Below are 18,702 nucleotides of genomic sequence, written 5' to 3' on the forward strand. Positions count from 1 at the left end.
CTCAGTGCCCGCCCAGGTAAGCCGTGCGCACCTCGGCGCTGTTGCGCACGAAGTCGGGCGTGCCCGACGCGATCACCGCGCCGTTGACCATCACGGTGATGCGGTCGGCGATGCGGAACACCGCGTCCATGTCGTGTTCGACCAGCAGGATGGCGTGCGCGCCCTTGAGTTCGGCCAGCAGCGCCAGCATGCGTTCGGTCTCTTCGGCGCCCATGCCGGCGAGCGGCTCGTCGAGCAGCAGCACCTCGGGGCCGGTGGCCAGGCACATGGCGATCTCGAGCTGGCGTTTCTGGCCGTGCGACAGCAGGCCGGCGCTGCGGTCGAGCAGGTCGTCCAGGCCCGCACGCGAGGCCGCCGCGCGGGCCGCAGCGGTGCTGGCTTCGCAGCGCTGCGCGCTCTGCCACCAGCTCCACGGTTTCTGCGTGCGCGCCTGCGCGGCGAGGCGGCAGTTCTCGAACACGCTGAAGCTCGGGTAGATGGTGTTGCGCTGGTAGCTGCGGCCCAGGCCGGCGCGGGCGCGCCTGGGCTGCGTCCAGCTCGTCACGTCCTGGCCGAGCAGTTCGACCTGGCCGTCCGACGGCGGAATCTCGCCCGACAGGATGTTGATCAGCGTCGACTTGCCCGCACCGTTGGTGCCGATCACGGCGTGCACCTGGCCACGTTCGAGTTCGAGCGAGACGCGGTCGACGGCGACCAGGCCGCCCCAGCGCCGCGTGATCTCGCGACCCCGTAGAAGTATCGGCCCCTCGGCTGACGGGTACGTCCCCCGATCCCCCGAGGGGATAGGGGCCGGCTTGGGAGCGGCCCGGCGCTCGGCCCCCTGGGCGCGTTCGAATTGATCTTCAGTCATGCACGACTCCCATCGGCGCGACGCGCCCCCGTGAGCCGACCTTCGAGCCGTTCACGCAGTTGTTGCGGCACGCCCACCAGCCCGCGCGGCAGCAGGGCCACGCTGGCGATGATGGTCAGACCCAGGCCCAGGTGCCAATGTTTGGCGAAGGCGCCGAAGATCGCCTCCGACTTGAAGAACTCCTGCAGCAGCGCGAACGCGAATGCACCGATCAGCGCGCCGCGCAAGTGGCCCAGGCCGCCGAGGATGATCATGATCAGCACAGCGCCCGACATGTGCCAGCTCATCAGCTCGGGATTGACGAAACCGTCCTTCACGCCGAACAGGAAACCCGCCAGCCCGGCGATGCCGCCCGAGATCACGAACGCCGCCAGCTTGTACGGATAGGTCGAGAAACCGGTGGCGCGCATGCGCTGCTCGTTGACCTTGATGCCCGCCAGCGCGCGGCCGAAGCGCGAGCGCAGCAGCAGCGCCAGGAAGCCGAACACGCCGAGCAGGCAGGCCCAGGTGAAGGCGTAGAACAGCATCGGCCGGTCGAGGTCGATCAGCGTCGCGCCGCCCAGCGCAAGCACCGGCTTGACGTAGAGGTAGATGCCGTCGGTGCCGCCACCCAGCGGCGTGTCGTGCACGATGTAGTAGGCCATCTGCGCAAACGCCAGCGTCACCATGATGAAGTACACGCCCTTGGTGCGCAGCGACAGCGCGCCCATCAGCAGCGCGAACAGCGCCGCCGCCAACACACTGGCCGGCAGCACCCACCACAGCGCCGCGGCCTCGCCTTCGGGCGACAGCAGCACCGCCGCATAGGCACCGATGCCGAAGAACGCCGCCTGGCCGAAGCACACCAGGCCGGTGCTGCCGACCAGCAGTTCGAGGCTCAGCGCCAGCACCGCAAAGATCATGATCTTGCTGACCAGGTCGATGCCGTAGCTGCCCGAGACCAGCGGATAGACCGCCAGCAGCGCGAAGCACAGCGCGACGAAGAGAGATTTGGGATTTGTCATGTCGTCAGTCCCGCCGGGCCGCCCCAAGGGGCTGACGCGCCCCTCGGGGGCCGCGAACGAAGTGAGCTTGGGGTCGTCATTTAGCCGGCTTTAAAAAGTCCGTCCGGCTTCCACAGCAGGATCAGCGCCATCAGCACATAGACCAGCACACCCGCCGCCTGCGGAAAGATCACCTTGCCGAAGGTGTCGACCACGCCGATCAGCAGCGCCGCCAGCAGCGCGCCGCGGATCGAGCCGATGCCGCCGATCACCACCACCACGAAGCAGATGATCAGCACCGTGCTGCCCATGCCCGGGTAGACCGACGACACCGGCGCGGCCACCATGCCGGCCAGCACCGCGATCGCCACGCCGGCCGCGAACACCACGCGATACAAGAACTTGATGTCGATGCCCAGCGACTGCACCATTTCGCGGTTGGTGCTGCCGGCGCGGATCATCATGCCCAGCCGCGTGCGCGTGAACACGAAGTACATGCCCAGCGCCAGCACCAGGCAGACCGCCGAGATGAACAGGCGGTAGACCGGGTAGGTCATCATGTCGCCGAGCGGCAAGGTGCCCGAGAGAAACGCCGGCGGCTGCACGCCGTGCACGTCGTCGCCCACCAGCAGGCTGCGCAACTCCTCGAACACCAGGATCAGGCCGTAGGTCATCAGCACCTGCTGCAGGTGTTCACGATCGTAGAGAAAGCTGAAGAAGGCCCACTCCAGCACGTAGCCGAAGATCACCGCCAGCACCAGCCCGATCGCCAGCACCGCGAAGAAGCCACCGCCGAAGGTGCGCTCGACGACCGGCGCCAGCGCGTACGCCATGTAGGCGCCGATCATGTAGAAGCTGCCGTGCGCCAGGTTGATGACGCCCATGATCCCGAAGATCAGCGTCAGCCCCGAGGCGACCAGGAACAGCAGCAGGCCGTACTGCAGCGCGTTGAGGCACTGGATGAGAAAGGTGGCTAAGTCCATGAGCACAGACGCAGGTAAGGCATTGCAAAGTCTCGTCGCGGCGGGGCCCAACCGGCGCCGGGCCGCCCCAAGCCGGTTGCTCCCCCTCGGGGGGACGACGCCGTACCCGGCGTCCAGGGGGCTGCATCACATCTTGCAGCCGCGGGCCGGGTCGGTCAGCGCCTTGCTTGCCACGCCGATGGTCTTGTTCTCCTTGCCGACCACCTGGCGCAGGTAGATGTCCTGCACCGGGTTGTGCGCCTTCGACACGGTGAAGGCGCCACGCGGGCTGTCGATCTTCGCCTTCTCGACGGCAGCGGCGAACTCGGCCTTCTTGCCCACGTCACCCTTCACCGCTGCCAGGCCGACCGCCAGCATCTGCGCCGCGTCGTAACCCTGCACCGCATAGACGTCGGGCTGCAGCTTGTAGGCCTTGGCATAGGCCAGGCGGAAGCTGCTGTCGCGCGGCGTGGCCAGGCTGTCGGCGTAATGCAGCGTGGTCAGCAGGCCGTCGGCATCGGCGCCTTGCGCATCGAGCGTGCCATCGGTCAGGAAACCCGCACCGTACAGCGGGATGCTCTTCTTCAGGCCCGCACCGGCGTAGTCCTTGACGAACTTGACCGCGCCGCCACCGGCAAAGAAGGTGTAGACGGCATCGGGCTTGGCCGCCGCGATCTCGGTCAGCAGGGCCTGGAACTCGACGCCCGGGAACGGCAGGTTCAGCTCCTTGATCACCTCGCCGCCGGCCTTCTGGAAGGCCTCCTTGAAGCCGCGCACCGACTCGTCGCCGGCGGCGTATTTCCAGGTGATGGTGACGACCTTCTTGTGGCCCTTCTTGGCCATCACCTCGCCCATCGCGTAACCCGGCTGCCAGTTCGAGAACGAGCTGCGGAAGATGTTGGGCGCGCACATCGGGCCGGTCACCGCGTCGGCGCCGGCGTTGGGCACGATCAGCAGTGTGCCGGTGTCCTTGGCGACCTTGGCCATGCCCATCGCAACGCCCGAGTGCACGCTGCCGATCAGCACGTCGACGGCGTCGCGCTTGATCAGCTTGTTGACGTTGTCGGTGGCCTTGGACGGGTCGGATTCGTCGTCGACCTTGAAGAACTCCACCTCGCGCCCGCCGAGCTTGCCGCCCTGCTCGGCCACGTGCAGGCGAAAGCCGTTTTCGATCGCCGTGCCGAGTGCGGCGAAGGTGCCGGTGTAGGGCAGCATCAGGCCGACCTTGAGCTTGGGCGCGGCCTGCGCATGGACCAGCGGCGATGCGAAAGCGGCGAGTGCGACGGCGCTGGCGATGAGGGTTCTGCGGGTGGTGTTCATGTCTTGTCTCCGGCGGATTGTTGTGTGATGAAAGCGGTGACGGCGGCGATCAGCGGGTCGGTCTGATCGCGATGCGGCGAGTGGCCGCAATCGGCCAACTCCAGCAACTCGGTCTGCGGCACGCGGCGCGCGATGCCGCGGATCTGTTCGAGCGTGCCGTATTGATCGTCGAGCCCCTGCACCGCCAGCAGCGGGCAGGTGATGGTGCGGATCTCGGCCTCGATCGACCACTGCTTGAACGGCGGGTGCAGCCAGATGCCGTTCCAGCCCCAGAAGGCCGAGTCGGGGTCGTCGTGATGGCGTGCCAGGCGCTGGCGCAAGTCGGTTTCGAGATAGGCGATGCGGGCCTTCTCGATGCTCGCCACCGACAGATCCTCGACCAGGATGTGCGGCGCCAGCACGATCGCGCCGGCGATGCGATCCGGGAAATGCGCCGCGTACAACAGCGTGATCGAGCCGCCGTCGCTGTGGCCGAACAGCCAGGGCGGATGCGCCTGCGTGTCGACATCGAGCGCCTGCAGCAAGGCCGGCAGCACCTCGTGCGCCTGGCGGTGCATGAAGTCCAGGCCCCAGGCCTCCTCGACCGCACGCGGCGTCGAGCGGCCATAACCGGGGCGCGAATAGACCAGCCCGCGGCAATGCGCCGCCTCGCACAGCCGCTGCGGGAAATCGCGCCACATCGACAAGGAGCCCAGCCCCTCGTGCAAAAAGACGATCAGCGGGGCGAGCGAGCGCTCCGGCGCGATCCATTGATGCTCGATGCTGACGCGGCGGCCGCGCCAGTCGATCTCGACGAATTGCGGGCCGGTGTTCATTTCGAAGTGGCCTCTTTTTCGCGCAGCTTGAAACGCTGGATCTTGCCGGTGGCGGTCTTGGGCAGGTCGCGCAGGAACTCGATCACGCGCGGGTACTTGTAGGGCGCGAGGCGATCCTTGACGAACTGCTTGAGCTCGTCCTCGCTGGCCTCGGCACCGTCCTTGAGCACCACGAAGGCCTTGGTCTTGGTCAGGCCCTCGGCATCGGGCACGCCGATCACCGCGGCTTCGAGCACCGCCGGGTGCTGCACCAGCGTGGCTTCGACCTCGAAGGGCGAGACGTAGATGCCGCTGACCTTGAGCATGTCGTCGCTGCGGCCCGAGTAGGTGTAGCTGCCGTCGGCATTGCGCACGTACTTGTCGCCGCTCTTGGTCCAGCCGCCCTGGAAGGTCTCGCGGGTCTTGGTCTGGTTAGCCCAGTACATCATGGCCGCGCTCGGGCCGTGGATGTAGAGGTCGCCCGGTTCGCCGTCCGGCACCGGGCCGCCGTCCTCGCCGCGCAGCGCGATCTCGTAACCCGGCACCGGCCAGCCGGTGGTGCCGTAACGCACGCGCTCGGGGCGGTTGCTCAGGAAGATGTGCAGCATCTCGGTCGAGCCGATGCCGTCGACGATGTCGACGCCGAAATGGCGCTTGAAGCGCTCGCCCAGCTCGGCCGGCAAGGCCTCGCCGGCGGAAGACACCAGGCGCATCGCCACCTCCGATTGCGCCGGCAGCTTGGGCGAGGCCAGCATGCCGGCGAAACCGGTCGGCGCGCCGAAGAACACCGTCGGCTTCGCACCACCGACCTGACCGAGCCAGCGCTTGAAGGTGGCGTCGGGTGTCGGCCGTTCGGCCATCAGGAGGGTGGTGGCACCCACGCTCATCGGGAAGCTCAAGCCGTTGCCCAGTCCGTAGGCGAAGAACAGCTTGGCAGCCGAGAAGCAGACGTCGTCCTCGCGCAGCGCCAGCACGCCCTTGCCGTACAACTCGGCCGTCCAGTACGGATTGGCGTGCGAATGCACCGTGCCCTTGGGACGGCCGGTCGATCCCGACGAATAGAGCCAGAAGCCGGCGTCGTCACGCGCGGTGGTGGCCGGCTTGGCGAGCGGCGCCTGCGATTGAAGAAAGGTCTCGAACTCGACCTCGGCCGGATGCAGCGGCGCGACCGGGCGCGACACGATCACCTTCTGCACCTCGTGGTCGCTCTTGACCATCGCCGCGGTCAGCGCCGGCAGCAGCGCGCCCGACACCAGCGCGGCCTGCGCGCGCGAGTGTTCGAGCATGTAGGCGTAATCGTCAGCCGTCAGCAGCGTGTTGACCGCCACCGGCACCAGGCCGGCGTACATCGCGCCCAGAAAGCTCACCGGCCAGTCGTTGCAGTCGTGCATCAGCAGCAGGACGCGTTCTTCGCGTTTCAGCCCCAGCGCGCGCAGGCCCGCGGCGACGCGGCGCACACGTTCTTCGAGCGCGCCGTAGCTGAGCGTGCCGAGGTCGTCGATGAACGCGGCCTTGTCCGGGCGCGCGGCGTTGCATTCGATCAGGTGCTGCGCGAAGTTGAAGCGCTCGCCGGGCGGCGGCACCTGCAGGTCGGGGGTCGATTCGATGGACATGGCTTGTCTCCTCTTCTGTGGCACGAGGCCGGCTCAGGCGGCCGGTGCTTGCAACGCGGCGAGCACGGCGGTGCTGGCCTGCACGGCGCTGCGGCGGTGATAGAAGTTCAGGGCGCGTGCGCCACCGAGTTCCTCGCCGCCACCGGCGCGGCCGGGGCCGCCGTGCAGCGATTGCGGCATCACGTTGCCGTGGCCGGTGTGCAGCGCGCCGACGTCGGGCGAGATCACGTGCACGCGGCCGTGGCTGTCGGCCAGTTCGAGTGCCGCGGCGGCCAAGGCGGCCGGGTCGCTGCCGTAGATCGACGTCACCAGCGAACCCTGGCCGCGGCGCACCAGCGCCAGCGCGTGGGCCATGTCGCGATAGGGCAGCAGCGTGGCGACGGGGCCGAAGACCTCGGTGTCGTGAACGAGGTGGGCGGCGTCGGCATCATGTGCGCCGAGCAGCGTCGGGCCGACACAGCAGGCCAAGGCTGGATCGGCGTCGACCAGCGCGTGCGCAGCGCCGTCGTGCAGCACCTCGGCCTGGGTGCGCAACAAGGCGAGGCCTTCGCGCACCGCGTTCAACTGCGCACGATTGACCAGCGCACCCATGCGCACGCTCTCGTTGCGCGGGTTGCCGACCGTCGTCTTGCCCAGCCGCGCCGAGATCGCTTCGGCGGCCGGCGCATACAGCGCCTCGGGCACGAAGACGCGCCGGATCGCGGTGCACTTCTGGCCCGACTTGACCGTCATCTCGCGCACCACCTCCTTGACGAACAGGTCGAACGCGGCGCTGCCGGGCACGTCGCCGGGCAGCAGCAGCGCCGAGTTGACGCTGTCGGCCTCGATGTTGACGCGCACCGAGCGCTGCACCACCGCCGGGTGCGAGCGGATCACCGCGGCCGTCTCGGCCGAGCCGGTGAACGACACCACGTCGAAGGGCTGCAGCTGATCCATCAGCCCGGCCGACGAGCCGCAGATCACCGACAGCGCACCCGCGGGGAAGATGCCCGCGTCGACCACGTCCTTGACCATGCGTTGCGTCAGCCACGCGGTGGCGGTGGCCGGCTTGACGATCACCGGCACGCCCGACAGCAGCGCGGGCGCAGCCTTCTCCCACAAGCCCCAGCTCGGGAAGTTGAAGGCGTTGATGAACAGCGCAACGCCACGCGTGGGTGTGAGCACGTGCTGCGACTGGAACAGCGGATCCTTGCCCAGCCGGGCCGCGTCGCCGTCGAGCATGCAACGCTGGTCGCCGAGTGCGTCACCCAGCTTGGCGTAGGTGCCGAGCGTGAACAGGCCGCCGTCGATATCGACCGCGGAGTCGTTCTTGACCGTGCCGCTGTTGGCGGTGGCGATCTCGTAATAAGCGTCGCGGTTCGCCTGCAGCACCTTGAGTGCAGCGGACAGCATCGCGGCGCGCTGACGGTAGGTCAATGCACGCAAGGCAGCGCCGCCCTGTTCGCGGGCGAAGTCGAAACCGGCGGCAAGGTCGAGGCCGGTGGCATCGACGCGGACCAGTTCGGTGCCGAGCACCGGGTCGAACAGCGCGGTGCCCGCGCCGCTGCCCTGTTGCCAGCGACCGGCGATGAAGTTGGAAAGCAGTTCGGTCATGGTGTCTCGATCACTTCGTGAATTCGATGCTGCCCGCGGGCAGCAGATACAGCACCAGCGCGCGGCCGTTCGAGACGGTCGGGCGGTGCGCGCTGCCGGGCGGGCAGACCAGCCAGCCGGCGGGGCGGCCGTCGAACAGGGCGCCGTCGTCGATCGGCATGATCAGGTCGATCTCGCCGTTCGGGTGGGCGTGGTGCGGGCCGGCGATGTCGCGCATGTCGACCACGTCGACCGAGAAACCATCCAGGTCGTCGGCCGGCTTGAAGATGCGGCCGTAGCGCAGGCCGCCGCCTTCGCGGTTGCACAACCAGCCCTCGGCGACACCCTGCTCGCAGGACTGCTTGAGCTGCGCGTAGCTGGCGCTGCCGGCGCCGTGTTCGGCGTTGAGCCAGGCGTCGAGGGCGGCGTCGATCGGGCGGCCGGCGATCTGGCCGGTGATCTGGGCGATCCGGGTTCGGAAGGATTCGACTGACATGGGGACGGCTCCGTTCGATGGCCTTTGATGCATCCGGCTTGCGGGTCTCAGGCAGATGAATTATTGTGCTTGCGTGAACGATAGAACTCCCAAAACACCATGTCAAGCAATATAGTGCATGCACCCGGGTTAACACCGAGCGCACTGCCCGGCCTCGACGGCGAGGACAAGAATCCCTTTCTGGTCGCGCTGGGCGAGCGGGTGCGCTCGCTGCGCGCGCGTCGCGGCATGACACGCAAGGCGGTGGCGATCGCCGCCGACGTGTCCGAGCGGCACCTCGCCAATCTGGAATACGGCATCGGCAACGCCTCGATCCTGGTGCTGCTGCAGGTGGCCGGCGCGCTGCAGTGTTCACTGGCCGAACTGATCGGCGACATCACGACCTCGACACCCGAATGGCTGATGCTGCGCGAGCTGCTCGACGGCCGCGACGAGGCCACCTTGCGCCGGGTGCGCGTGGCGGTGGGCGACGTGCTCGGCATGGGCGGCGACGGCAGCCGCGAGCGCGGCGGCAGCGCCGCTCAGCGCAGCCCGCGGGTGGCGCTGATCGGCCTGCGTGGCGCGGGCAAGTCCACGCTCGGGCAGATGCTGGCCGACGACCTGGGTTACCCGTTCGTCGAGCTCAGTCGCGAGATCGAGAAGTTCGCCGGCTGCAGCATCAGCGAGATCCAGGCGCTCTACGGCCAGAACGCCTACCGGCGCTACGAACGGCGCGCGGTCGAGGAGGCGATCCAGATCTACCCCGAAGCCGTGATCGCCACGCCGGGCGGCCTGGTGTCGGACGCCGCCACCTTCAACCTGCTGCTCGAACACTGCACCACCGTCTGGTTGCAGGCCGACGCCGAAGACCACATGAAGCGGGTGCGTGCGCAGGGCGACCTGCGGCCGATGGCGGCCAGCCGCGAGGCGATGGAAGACCTGCAGCGCATCCTGGCCGGCCGCGCCGCCTTCTATTCGAAAGCCGAGTTTCGGCTCGACACCAGCGCCCAGGCGCTTGAACAGACGTTCCGGGCGCTGCGCCAGATGGTGCGCGCAGGACTGCAAATCCCCGGGTAAACACCCGGCACAAAGATGCAATAGAGTGCTTGACCAGGCCAATACATGCAATATGATGCGTGCATCGGATTTCAGTTCATTGCACTTTGTGCTTCACCCTGAGGAGATCACCCCGTGAGCACCACCGCCCCCGTCAGCCGCGTCGACTACCAGACCCACCCGTCGCAATACCGTCACTGGAAGCTGAGCTTCGAGGGCTCGGTCGCCACGCTGGCCGCCGATTTCGATGAAAACGCCGGCCTGCGCCCGGGCTACAAGCTCAAGCTCAACAGCTACGACCTGGGCGTGGACATCGAGCTCAACGACGCCATCAACCGCGTGCGTTTCGAACACCCCGAAGTGCGCACCGTGGTGCTGACCAGCGCCAAGGAAAAGGTCTTCTGCTCGGGCGCCAACATCTTCATGCTGGGTGTTTCGAGCCACGCCTGGAAGGTGAACTTCTGCAAGTTCACCAACGAGACCCGCAACGGCTTCGAAGACTCCTCGGCCAACTCGGGCCTGAAGTTCCTGGCCGCCGTCAACGGCGCCTGCGCCGGCGGCGGTTACGAGCTGGCACTGGCCTGCGACGAGATCATCCTGGTCGACGACCGCTCCAGCGCCGTCAGCCTGCCCGAAGTGCCGCTGCTGGGCGTGCTGCCCGGCACCGGCGGCCTGACCCGCGTGACCGACAAGCGCAAGGTGCGCCACGACCTGGCCGACATCTTCTGCACCACCACCGAAGGCGTGCGTGGCAAGAAGGCCAAGGACTGGCGCCTGGTCGACGACATCGTCAAGCCGGCCGCGTTTGCCGCCAAGGTGCAGGAGCGTGCACTCGAACTGGCCGCGCTGAGCGACCGCCCGGCCGACGGCAAGGGCGTGACGCTGGGCCGCCTCGAATGCACGATCGAAGCCGACGCGCTGCGTTATTCGAACGTCACAGTCGAGATCGACCGCACCAAGCGCACCGCCACCTGGACCGTCAAGGCCCCCACCGGCGCACAGCCCACCGACATCGCCGGCATCGAAGCCGCGGGCGCCGCCTGGTATCCGCTGCAGATGGCGCGTGAACTCGAAGACGCGATCCTGCAGATGCGCACCAACGAACTCGAGATCGGCACCTGGCTGATCAAGACCGAAGGCGACGCCGCCGGCGTGCTGGCAATGGACGCCACGCTGCTGGCGCACAAGGACCACTGGCTGGTGCGCGAAACCACCGGCCTGCTGCGCCGCACGCTCAGCCGCCTGGACGTGTCCTCGCGCAGCCTGTTCGCGCTGATCGAAGCCGGTTCGTGTTTTGCCGGCACCTTCCTGGAACTCGCGCTGGCCTGCGACCGCAGCTATCAGCTGGCGCTGCCGGATGACGAAGCGCGCACGCCCAGGATCACCGTCGCCGAGACCAACTTCGGCCTCTACCCGATGGTCACCGGCCAGAGCCGCCTGGGCCGCCGCTTCTACGACGAAGCCGAACCGATGGCCGCCGTGCGCGCCGCGATCGGCCAGCCGCTCGACGCCGACGCCGCCTTCGCGCTGGGCCTGGTCACCAGCAACCCCGACGACATCGACTGGGCCGACGAGACCCGCATCGTGATCGAGGAGCGCGTGGCGATGAGCCCCGACGCGCTGACCGGCATGGAAGCGAACCTGCGCTTCAATGGTCCCGAGAACATGTTCACGCGCGTGTTCGGCCGCCTGACGGCCTGGCAGAACTGGATCTTCCAGCGCCCGAACGCGGTCGGCGAAAAGGGCGCCCTCAAGGTCTACGGCAAGGGCGACAAGGCCGCCTTCGACTGGAACAGAGTTTGACGCCCACCCCCGTTGCGGCTTGACGCCGCTCCCCCTCAAGGGGGCGCACCTGGCAGCCCGGCAAAGCCGGATCTGCGGGTGCTGCTTGATGAGTCCACCCACGATTTCCTGACGGAGCGATCCATGTCCAACATCGACTACAGCGAGAAGATCCCCAACAACGTCAACCTCGGCGAAGACCGCACGCTCAAGCGCGCGCTCGAGCAGTGGCAGCCCAACTACCTCGAATGGTGGAAGGACATGGGCCCGGATGGCTCGCAGGATTTCGACGTCTATCTGCGCACCGCGGTGAGCGTCGACCCGCAGGGCTGGGCCCAGTTCGGCCACGTCAAGATGCCCGATTACCGCTGGGGCATCTTCCTGAACCCGGCCGAGAAGGACCGCAAGATCCATTTCGGCGACCACAAGGGCCAGGACGCCTGGCAGGACGTGCCCGGCGAATACCGCGCCAACCTGCGCCGCATCATCGTCACGCAAGGTGACACCGAGCCGGCCTCGGTCGAGCAGCAGCGCCATCTGGGCCTGACCGCACCGAGCCAGTACGACCTGCGCAATCTGTTCCAGGTCAACGTCGAAGAAGGCCGCCACCTGTGGGCGATGGTCTACCTGCTGCACAAGTACTTCGGCCGCGACGGCCGTGAAGAAGGCGAAGCGCTGCTGGAGCGCCGCAGCGGTCAGCAGGACAACCCGCGCATCCTGGAAGCCTTCAATGAAGAGACGCCCGACTGGCTGTCGTTCTTCATGTTCACGTACTTCACCGACCGCGACGGCAAGTTCCAGCTGTGCGCATTGGCCGAGTCGAGCTTCGACCCGCTGGCGCGCACCACCAAGTTCATGCTGACCGAAGAGGCGCACCACATGTTCGTGGGCGAGTCGGGCATCAGCCGCGTCATCAGCCGCACCTGCGCGGCGATGAACGAACTGAAGACCGACGATCCGGCCAAGCTGCGCGCCGCCGGCGTGATCGACCTGCCGACGATCCAGCGTTATCTGAACTTCCATTTCAGCGTGACGATCGACCTGTTCGGCACCGACGAGTCGAGCAATGCGGCCACCTTCTATTCGACCGGCCTGAAAGGCCGTTTCGAAGAAGGCAAGCGCAATGACGACCATCTGCTCAAGGGCCAGACCTATCGCGTGCTGAACGTGCAGAACGGCCAATTGAGCGAGAAGGAAGTGCCGATGCTCAATGCACTCAATGAAGTGCTGCGCGACGACTACATCAAGGACAGCGTCGGTGGTGTCGAGCGCTGGAACAAGGTGATCGAGAAGGCCGGCATTCCGTTCAGGCTGAAGGTGCCGCACAAGGCTTTCCACCGCAACATCGGCGCGCTCAAGAGCGTCAAGGTGTCGCCGGATGGTCGCGTGATCTCCGAAGCCGAATGGGCGGCGCACGTCGACCAGTGGCTGCCTTCGGGTGGCGACCGCGCCTTCGTCGCCAGCCTGATGGGCCGCGTGGTCGAGCCGGGCAAGTTCGCCAACTGGATCGCCCCGCCGGTGATGGGCATCAACCGCCAGCCGGTGGATTTCGAGTACGTGCGATTCAACTGACCCGCGGCACGGCCCTGACCGCATCCAGCGATGCGGTCCGCCGCCCGGGAGCGTGAGCCCGGGTGGCCGACGTAGCGAAGTCAAGGAGGAGCCGGCCCCAGGCCGGCGGGGGACATGAGCGGAGTCGGTTACCCGGGCTCACGCGGTGCCACGAACCGACGACCAGCCAGACGACAGTGAACCCATAAAAAGCCGGAGACCCCCGATGAACGCCCCCACCGACGCCGCCGTCATCAAGCAACACCTGATCGACCCCGAGATCTGCATCCGCTGCAACACCTGCGAGGCGATCTGCCCGGTGCAGGCGATCACGCACGACTCGCGCAACTACGTGGTCGACGCGGTCAAGTGCAACCTGTGCATGGCCTGCATCTCGCCCTGCCCGACCGGCTCGATCGACAACTGGCGCACCATGCCACGCGTGGTGGCCTACAGCATCGAGGATCAGTTCGGCTGGGACGAACTGCCGGCTGAACTGACCGCCGACCAGTTGGCCGAGGCCGGCGTGTCCGCCGATGCGGCGCCTGCGCTCGAACCCGTCACGCCGTCGCTGCCGGCTGCGGCCACGGGCGAGACGGCGTTCAACAGCGCGCAGTACGGCGCGTCGCTGCCGCCCTGGTCGGCCGCGCATGCCTACACCAACCTCTACGGCGCCAAGGCGGCCGAGAAGTCGATCACCGCCACCGTGACCGGCAACGTGCGCGTCACCGAGGTCGGCACCCAGGCCGGCCACGACTACGACACCCACCACATCGTGCTCGACTTCGGCGCGATGCCCTTCCCGGTGCTCGAAGGCCAGTCGATCGGCATCGTGCCACCCGGTGTCGACGCCAAGGGCCGCCCGCACCATGCCCGCCAGTATTCGATCGCCAGCCCGCGCAACGGCGAGCGGCCGGGCTACAACAACCTGTCGCTGACCATCAAGCGGGTGCTCGAAGATCACGCCGGCAACGCCGTGCGCGGCGTCGGCAGCAACTACATGTGCGACCTGCAGGTGGGCGACAAGGTGCAGGTGATCGGGCCGTTCGGCGCGAGCTTCCTGATGCCCAACCATCCGCGCAGCAACATCGTGATGATCTGCACCGGCACCGGCTCGGCGCCGATGCGGGCGATGACCGAATGGCGCCGCCGTCTGCGCAGTTCGGGCAAGTTCGAGGGCGGCAAGCTGATGCTGTTCTTCGGCGCGCGCACCAAGGAGGAGCTGCCCTACTTCGGCCCGCTGCAGAACCTGCCGAAGGATTTCATCGACCTGCACTTCGCCTTCTCCCGCACGCCGGGCCAGCCCAAGCGCTACGTGCAGGACCTGATGCGCGAACGCGCCGCCGACCTGGCGCCGCTGCTGGCCGACCCGAACACCTGCTTCTACGTCTGCGGCTTGAAGAGCATGGAAGAAGGCGTGGTGCTGGCGCTGCGCGACGTGGCGCAGCAGGCCGGGCTGAACTGGGACACGGTCGGTGCCGCGCTGAAGCAGCAGGGCCGCCTGCACCTCGAAACCTATTGAGCCGGCCCGGCTCGGGGGTTGGCCGCCGGATTGCGGCAAACCCCCAGACAATCGACCGACCGGTCGGTCGAGAATAATGAGCTCGCCGCGGCCATCCTCAGCCGCGGCCGTTGCATGTCCACTTCTTACGGAGTACCCCGCCGATGTCCGATCGACATGATCTGCAGACCCTGGTGCTGAGCCAGCGCCAGGCCGGCGTCGTCCAGCTGACGATGAACCGCCCGGCGGTGTTCAACGCCTTCGACGAGGCCATGATCGGCGAGCTGGGCGCCGTGTTCGCCCGCCTGTCCGACGACGCCTCGGTGCGCGTGATCGTGCTGGCCGGCGAGGGCAAACATTTCAGCGCCGGCGCCGACCTGCAGTGGATGCAGCGCGCCAGCACCGCCTCCGTCGAGTGGAACCTCGAGGACGCGCGCCGCTTCGCCGGCATGCTGGCGCTGATCGAGAACTGCCCCAAGCCGACCGTGGCACGCATCCAGGGCGCCGCGCTCGGTGGCGGCGTCGGCCTGGCCTGCGCCTGCGACATCGCGATCGCGGCCGACAACGCCAGCTTCGCGGTCAGCGAGGCCAAGTTCGGCATCCTGCCGGCCGTCATCGGGCCCTACGTGACCAACGCGGTCGGCAAGCGCCAGGCGCGGCGGCTGGCGCTGACGACCACCCGCATCAAGGCCGCCGAGGCGCTGGCGATCGGGCTGGTGCAGCAGGTGGTGGCGCTCGACCAACTCGACGCCGCGGTCGACGCCACCGTGGCCGAGCTGCTGGCCGGCGGCCCGAACGCGCAGCGTGAGATCAAGCAGCTGTTCGCACAACTCGAAGTCGGCCCGATCACCGCCGAGGTGCGCGAGCTGACGGCGATGACCATCAGCCGCGTGCGCGGCACCGACGAGGCCCGCGAGGGCTTCGCGGCCTTCCTGGGCAAGCGGCCCGCCAACTGGATTCCGCAATGAGTTCACTCTCTCTTCAAGGTGCGCCGATGCTGGTGATCGGCGCCGGCATCATGGGCGCCGGCATCGCTCAAGTTGCCGCGCAATCCGGCCACGCCGTGATGCTGTTCGACGCCCGCGAAGGCGCCGCCGCCGAGGCCAAGGGCAAGCTCGCGCAGACGCTGGAGGCGCTGGTCGCCAAGGGCAAGCTGAGCGCCGACAGCGTGGCGCAGACCCTCGATCGCATCGAGCCGATCGCCTCGCTCGAAGCCGCCGCCTCGGTGCGGCTGGTGGTCGAGGCCATCGTCGAGAGGCTCGACGTCAAGCGCGCGCTCTTCAAGCAGCTCGAAGCCATCGTGGCCGACGACTGCGTGCTCGCCACCAACACCTCGTCGATCTCGGTCACGGCCATCGCCAACGGCCTGCAGCGCCCGCAGCGGCTGGTCGGCATGCACTTCTTCAACCCGGTGGCGTTGATGAAGCTGGTCGAGGTGGTGTCGGGCCTGCAGACCGACGCGGCGGTGGCCGAGGCGATCTTCGAGCTGAGCAAAGCCTGGGGCAAGACGCCGGTGCACGCGCGCTCGACGCCGGGTTTCATCGTCAACCGCATCGCCCGGCCGTATTACGCCGAGACGCTGGCGCTGCTGCTGGAGCAGGCCGCCACGCCGGCGGTGTTCGACGCCTGCCTGCGCGCGGCGGGTTTCCGCATGGGGCCGTGCGAGCTGATGGACCTGATCGGCCACGACACCAACTTCTCGGTGACGACCTCGGTCTACGAGGCCAACTTCTTCGACAAGCGTTTCGTGCCCTCGCTGGTGCAGCGCGAGCTGGTCGACGGCGGCCTGCTCGGGCGCAAGAGCGGGCGGGGGTTCTACCGCTATCCCGAGGGCGCCGGCAGCCTGCCGGTGGCCGTGCACGAAGCGCCCGCCACGGCGCGCGAGATCAGCGTGCACGGCGAGGGCGCGATCGCCGATCAGCTCGAACAGGCGGCCACCACGGCCCTGTCGGCGCAAGGCTGGGGGCCGGCGCGGGTGCGCGGCAGCGGCTGGACGGGCCTTGCGATCGACGGCGCCCGCCTGGTGCTGACCGACGGCCGCTGCGCCGATGAACTCGCGGACGCGCTCGGCACGGCCGACGTCGCGGTGTTCGACCGGCCGCTGCTGCTGCCCTCGCCACCCGGCACGGCGCTGGCGTTTGCGGTGGCCGGTGCGGCCAGCCACGCCTGGCGCAAGCAGGCGCCGGCCTGGCTGGCCGCGCTCGGTTTTGCGCCGATGCCGGTGGCCGATGCGCCGGGGCTGGTGGTGGCGCGCACGATCGCGATGCTGATCAACGAAGCGGCCGACGCGGTGCAGCAAGGCGTCTGCACACCCGAAGGCGCCGACGCGGCGATGAAGCTGGGCGTCAACTACCCCGCCGGCCCGTTCGAGTGGCTGGCGCGCTGGGATGCGCGCGGCGTGATCGGCCTGCTCGACGCGCTCGATGCGCATTACCGTGGCGAGCGCTATCGCGCCAGCCCGTGGCTCGGCCGGCGCGCGGCGCTGGACCGCGCCACCAGCCGCCACGCTTGATCACGACCTGAAAGCCACCGCCGATGAAGTTCGCCGAATTCCAGCCCGGGCAACAGCTCGAAGCCGGCCCCTATGACGTCACCGAAACCGAGGTGCTGCAGTTCGCCACCGCCTGGGACCCGCAGTGGTTCCACACCAACGTCGAGGCCGCGGCTGACGGCCCGTTCGGCGGCCTGATCGCGAGCGGCTGGCACACCTGCGGCATCGCGATGCGGCTGGCCGCCGACGCCTTCCTGCGCGGTTCGGAGTCCTACGCCTCGCCCGGCCTGGGTCACGTCAAGTGGCCGAACCCGGTGCGCCCCGGCGACCGCCTGACGCTGCGCTGCACCGTGCTGGAGGCGCGCACCTCGCGCAGCCAGCCGCAGCTGGGCATCCTGCACTGGCGCTGGCAGCTGTTCAACCAGGCGGGCGCCGAGGTGCTCGACATCGACGCCACCAGCCTGTTCGACCTGGTCCGCAACGCCCATCCGCCGGTCTGACCGCACACGCGCCGACCCGCGACCCGAACACCCGGAGACACGACACATGACCCACGCCTACATCTGCGACGCCATCCGCACGCCCTTCGGCCGCTACGGCGGCGCGCTGTCATCGGTGCGCGCCGACGACCTCGGCGCCATCCCGATCGCCGCGCTGATGGCGCGCAACCCGGGCGTCGACTGGGCCCAGGTCACCGACGTGCTCTACGGCTGCGCCAACCAGGCCGGCGAGGACAACCGCAACGTCGCCCGCATGTCCGCGCTGCTGGCCGGCCTGCCGCTGGACGTGCCGGGCTCGACCATCAACCGCCTGTGCGGCTCGGGCATGGATGCCGTGGGCACGGCCGCGCGCGCGATCCGCGCCGGCGAGGCCGGCCTGATGATCGCCGGCGGCGTCGAGAGCATGAGCCGCGCACCGTTCGTGATGCCCAAGGCCGAGAGCGCGTTCAGCCGCAGCAACGCGGTCTACGACACCACCATCGGCTGGCGTTTCGTCAACAAGCTGATGAAGGCGCAGTACGGCGTCGACTCGATGCCCGAGACGGCCGAGAACGTCGCCACCGATTTCGGCATCGACCGCACCGCGCAGGACCGCATGGCGCTGGCCTCGCAGCTGAAGGCGGTGGCGGCGCAGAAGTCGGGCTACTTCGACGCCGAGATCACGCCGGTGACGATCGCGCAGAAGAAGGGCGATGCGGTCGTCGTTTCGAAGGACGAACACCCGCGCGAGACCTCGATCGAATCGCTCGCCAAGCTCAAGGGCGTGGTGCGCCCGGACGGCACGGTGACGGCCGGCAATGCGTCCGGCGTCAACGACGGCGCCTGCGCGCTGCTGCTGGCCAGCGAGACCGTCGCGGCGATGAACGGCCTGACGCCGCGCGCCCGCGTGGTCGGCATGGCCACCGCCGGCGTGGCGCCGCGCATCATGGGTTTCGGCCCGGCACCGGCCACCCGCCGCGTGCTGGCGCTGACCGGCCTGCGGCTCGACCAGATGGACGTGATCGAGCTCAACGAAGCCTTCGCCGCGCAGGGCCTGGCGGTGCTGCGCGACCTCGGCCTGGCCGACGACGATGCGCGTGTCAATCCGAACGGCGGCGCCATCGCGCTGGGCCATCCGCTGGGTGCCAGCGGTGCACGGCTGGTGACCACGGCGATCAACCAGCTGCATCGCATCAAGGGCCACTACGCGCTGTGCACGATGTGCATTGGCGTCGGGCAAGGGATTGCGCTGATCGTCGAGCGGGTCTGACAC

At 68.3% G+C, this 18,702-nt stretch carries 16 protein-coding genes; 8 read left to right on the top strand and 8 right to left on the bottom strand.

The annotated features are described in order from the left end of the window. Window position 1 precedes the first annotated feature (1 nt). From LCHO_RS18165 to LCHO_RS18200, 8 genes are all read right to left on the bottom strand, one after another. On the bottom strand, window positions 2-850 hold the full coding sequence (locus tag LCHO_RS18165; protein ID WP_012348651.1) for an ABC transporter ATP-binding protein: 849 nt from the start codon (window positions 848-850) through the stop codon (window positions 2-4). Beyond that, the gene (locus LCHO_RS18170) at window positions 847-1,854 is read right to left on the bottom strand and encodes a branched-chain amino acid ABC transporter permease (RefSeq protein ID WP_012348652.1); all 1,008 of its coding nucleotides are present in this window, start codon (window positions 1,852-1,854) and stop codon (window positions 847-849) included. Before LCHO_RS18170 ends, LCHO_RS18165 begins: the two co-directional genes overlap by 4 nt. A gap of 80 nt (window positions 1,855-1,934) precedes the next feature. After that, complete coding sequence (locus tag LCHO_RS18175) at window positions 1,935-2,816, bottom strand: branched-chain amino acid ABC transporter permease (RefSeq protein ID WP_012348653.1); 882 nt, start codon at window positions 2,814-2,816, stop codon at window positions 1,935-1,937. A 126-nt stretch (window positions 2,817-2,942) separates the two neighbouring features. Beyond that, window positions 2,943-4,115: an ABC transporter substrate-binding protein gene (locus LCHO_RS18180; RefSeq protein ID WP_012348654.1), complete on the bottom strand. Its 1,173-nt coding sequence runs from the start codon at window positions 4,113-4,115 to the stop codon at window positions 2,943-2,945. After that, window positions 4,112-4,930: an alpha/beta fold hydrolase gene (locus LCHO_RS18185; RefSeq protein WP_012348655.1), complete on the bottom strand. Its 819-nt coding sequence runs from the start codon at window positions 4,928-4,930 to the stop codon at window positions 4,112-4,114. Before LCHO_RS18185 ends, LCHO_RS18180 begins: the two co-directional genes overlap by 4 nt. Then, window positions 4,927-6,522, bottom strand: coding sequence for a benzoate-CoA ligase family protein (locus LCHO_RS18190; protein ID WP_012348656.1), 1,596 nt, complete (start codon window positions 6,520-6,522; stop codon window positions 4,927-4,929). Before LCHO_RS18190 ends, LCHO_RS18185 begins: the two co-directional genes overlap by 4 nt. A gap of 33 nt (window positions 6,523-6,555) precedes the next feature. Beyond that, on the bottom strand, window positions 6,556-8,115 hold the full coding sequence (locus LCHO_RS18195) for a 3,4-dehydroadipyl-CoA semialdehyde dehydrogenase (protein ID WP_012348657.1): 1,560 nt from the start codon (window positions 8,113-8,115) through the stop codon (window positions 6,556-6,558). A 10-nt stretch (window positions 8,116-8,125) separates the two neighbouring features. Then, on the bottom strand, window positions 8,126-8,590 hold the full coding sequence (locus LCHO_RS18200; RefSeq protein ID WP_012348658.1) for a DUF4863 family protein: 465 nt from the start codon (window positions 8,588-8,590) through the stop codon (window positions 8,126-8,128). Window positions 8,591-8,689: 99 nt separating this feature from the next. Here LCHO_RS18200 and LCHO_RS18205 point away from each other — a divergent pair, with 99 nt between their 5' ends. From LCHO_RS18205 to pcaF, 8 genes are all read left to right on the top strand, one after another. Beyond that, window positions 8,690-9,646 carry a helix-turn-helix transcriptional regulator gene (locus LCHO_RS18205; protein WP_012348659.1) on the top strand — a complete coding sequence of 319 codons (957 nt, stop codon included), beginning with the start codon at window positions 8,690-8,692 and terminating at the stop codon, window positions 9,644-9,646. A 114-nt stretch (window positions 9,647-9,760) separates the two neighbouring features. Then, window positions 9,761-11,428, top strand: coding sequence for a 2,3-epoxybenzoyl-CoA dihydrolase (gene boxC / locus LCHO_RS18210; RefSeq protein WP_012348660.1), 1,668 nt, complete (start codon window positions 9,761-9,763; stop codon window positions 11,426-11,428). Between the two features lie 123 nt (window positions 11,429-11,551). Beyond that, entirely contained in the window at window positions 11,552-12,979 is a 1,428-nt protein-coding gene (boxB, locus tag LCHO_RS18215) for a benzoyl-CoA 2,3-epoxidase subunit BoxB (protein ID WP_012348661.1), read from the top strand. A 205-nt stretch (window positions 12,980-13,184) separates the two neighbouring features. Then, window positions 13,185-14,480 (top strand): benzoyl-CoA 2,3-epoxidase subunit BoxA, encoded by a 1,296-nt coding sequence (boxA, locus tag LCHO_RS18220; RefSeq protein ID WP_012348662.1) that lies wholly within the window; start codon window positions 13,185-13,187, stop codon window positions 14,478-14,480. 143 nt (window positions 14,481-14,623) lie between these two features. Further along, window positions 14,624-15,427, top strand: coding sequence for an enoyl-CoA hydratase-related protein (locus LCHO_RS18225; RefSeq protein ID WP_012348663.1), 804 nt, complete (start codon window positions 14,624-14,626; stop codon window positions 15,425-15,427). After that, window positions 15,424-16,971 (top strand): 3-hydroxyacyl-CoA dehydrogenase, encoded by a 1,548-nt coding sequence (locus tag LCHO_RS18230; protein WP_043704468.1) that lies wholly within the window; start codon window positions 15,424-15,426, stop codon window positions 16,969-16,971. Before LCHO_RS18225 ends, LCHO_RS18230 begins: the two co-directional genes overlap by 4 nt. Window positions 16,972-16,994: 23 nt before the next feature. Further along, entirely contained in the window at window positions 16,995-17,450 is a 456-nt protein-coding gene (locus LCHO_RS18235; protein ID WP_012348665.1) for a MaoC family dehydratase, read from the top strand. 46 nt (window positions 17,451-17,496) lie between these two features. Further along, entirely contained in the window at window positions 17,497-18,699 is a 1,203-nt protein-coding gene (gene pcaF / locus LCHO_RS18240; RefSeq protein ID WP_012348666.1) for a 3-oxoadipyl-CoA thiolase, read from the top strand. Window positions 18,700-18,702: the final 3 nt, after the last annotated feature.

The organism is Leptothrix cholodnii SP-6 (genome assembly GCF_000019785.1).
Classification (GTDB): domain Bacteria; phylum Pseudomonadota; class Gammaproteobacteria; order Burkholderiales; family Burkholderiaceae_C; genus Sphaerotilus; species Sphaerotilus cholodnii.

Bases quoted from the DNA above. Each gene is read 5' to 3' on its own strand.
- LCHO_RS18165 (WP_012348651.1), bottom strand. From the start codon at position 850: ATGACTGAAGATCAATTCGAACGCGCCCAGGGGGCCGAGCGCCGGGCC.
- LCHO_RS18170 (WP_012348652.1), bottom strand. From the start codon at position 1,854: ATGACAAATCCCAAATCTCTCTTCGTCGCGCTGTGCTTCGCGCTGCTG.
- LCHO_RS18175 (WP_012348653.1), bottom strand. From the start codon at position 2,816: ATGGACTTAGCCACCTTTCTCATCCAGTGCCTCAACGCGCTGCAGTAC.
- LCHO_RS18180 (WP_012348654.1), bottom strand. From the start codon at position 4,115: ATGAACACCACCCGCAGAACCCTCATCGCCAGCGCCGTCGCACTCGCC.
- LCHO_RS18185 (WP_012348655.1), bottom strand. From the start codon at position 4,930: ATGAACACCGGCCCGCAATTCGTCGAGATCGACTGGCGCGGCCGCCGC.
- LCHO_RS18190 (WP_012348656.1), bottom strand. From the start codon at position 6,522: ATGTCCATCGAATCGACCCCCGACCTGCAGGTGCCGCCGCCCGGCGAG.
- LCHO_RS18195 (WP_012348657.1), bottom strand. From the start codon at position 8,115: ATGACCGAACTGCTTTCCAACTTCATCGCCGGTCGCTGGCAACAGGGC.
- LCHO_RS18200 (WP_012348658.1), bottom strand. From the start codon at position 8,590: ATGTCAGTCGAATCCTTCCGAACCCGGATCGCCCAGATCACCGGCCAG.
- LCHO_RS18205 (WP_012348659.1), top strand. From the start codon at position 8,690: ATGTCAAGCAATATAGTGCATGCACCCGGGTTAACACCGAGCGCACTG.
- boxB (WP_012348661.1), top strand. From the start codon at position 11,552: ATGTCCAACATCGACTACAGCGAGAAGATCCCCAACAACGTCAACCTC.
- boxA (WP_012348662.1), top strand. From the start codon at position 13,185: ATGAACGCCCCCACCGACGCCGCCGTCATCAAGCAACACCTGATCGAC.
- LCHO_RS18225 (WP_012348663.1), top strand. From the start codon at position 14,624: ATGTCCGATCGACATGATCTGCAGACCCTGGTGCTGAGCCAGCGCCAG.
- LCHO_RS18230 (WP_043704468.1), top strand. From the start codon at position 15,424: ATGAGTTCACTCTCTCTTCAAGGTGCGCCGATGCTGGTGATCGGCGCC.
- LCHO_RS18235 (WP_012348665.1), top strand. From the start codon at position 16,995: ATGAAGTTCGCCGAATTCCAGCCCGGGCAACAGCTCGAAGCCGGCCCC.
- pcaF (WP_012348666.1), top strand. From the start codon at position 17,497: ATGACCCACGCCTACATCTGCGACGCCATCCGCACGCCCTTCGGCCGC.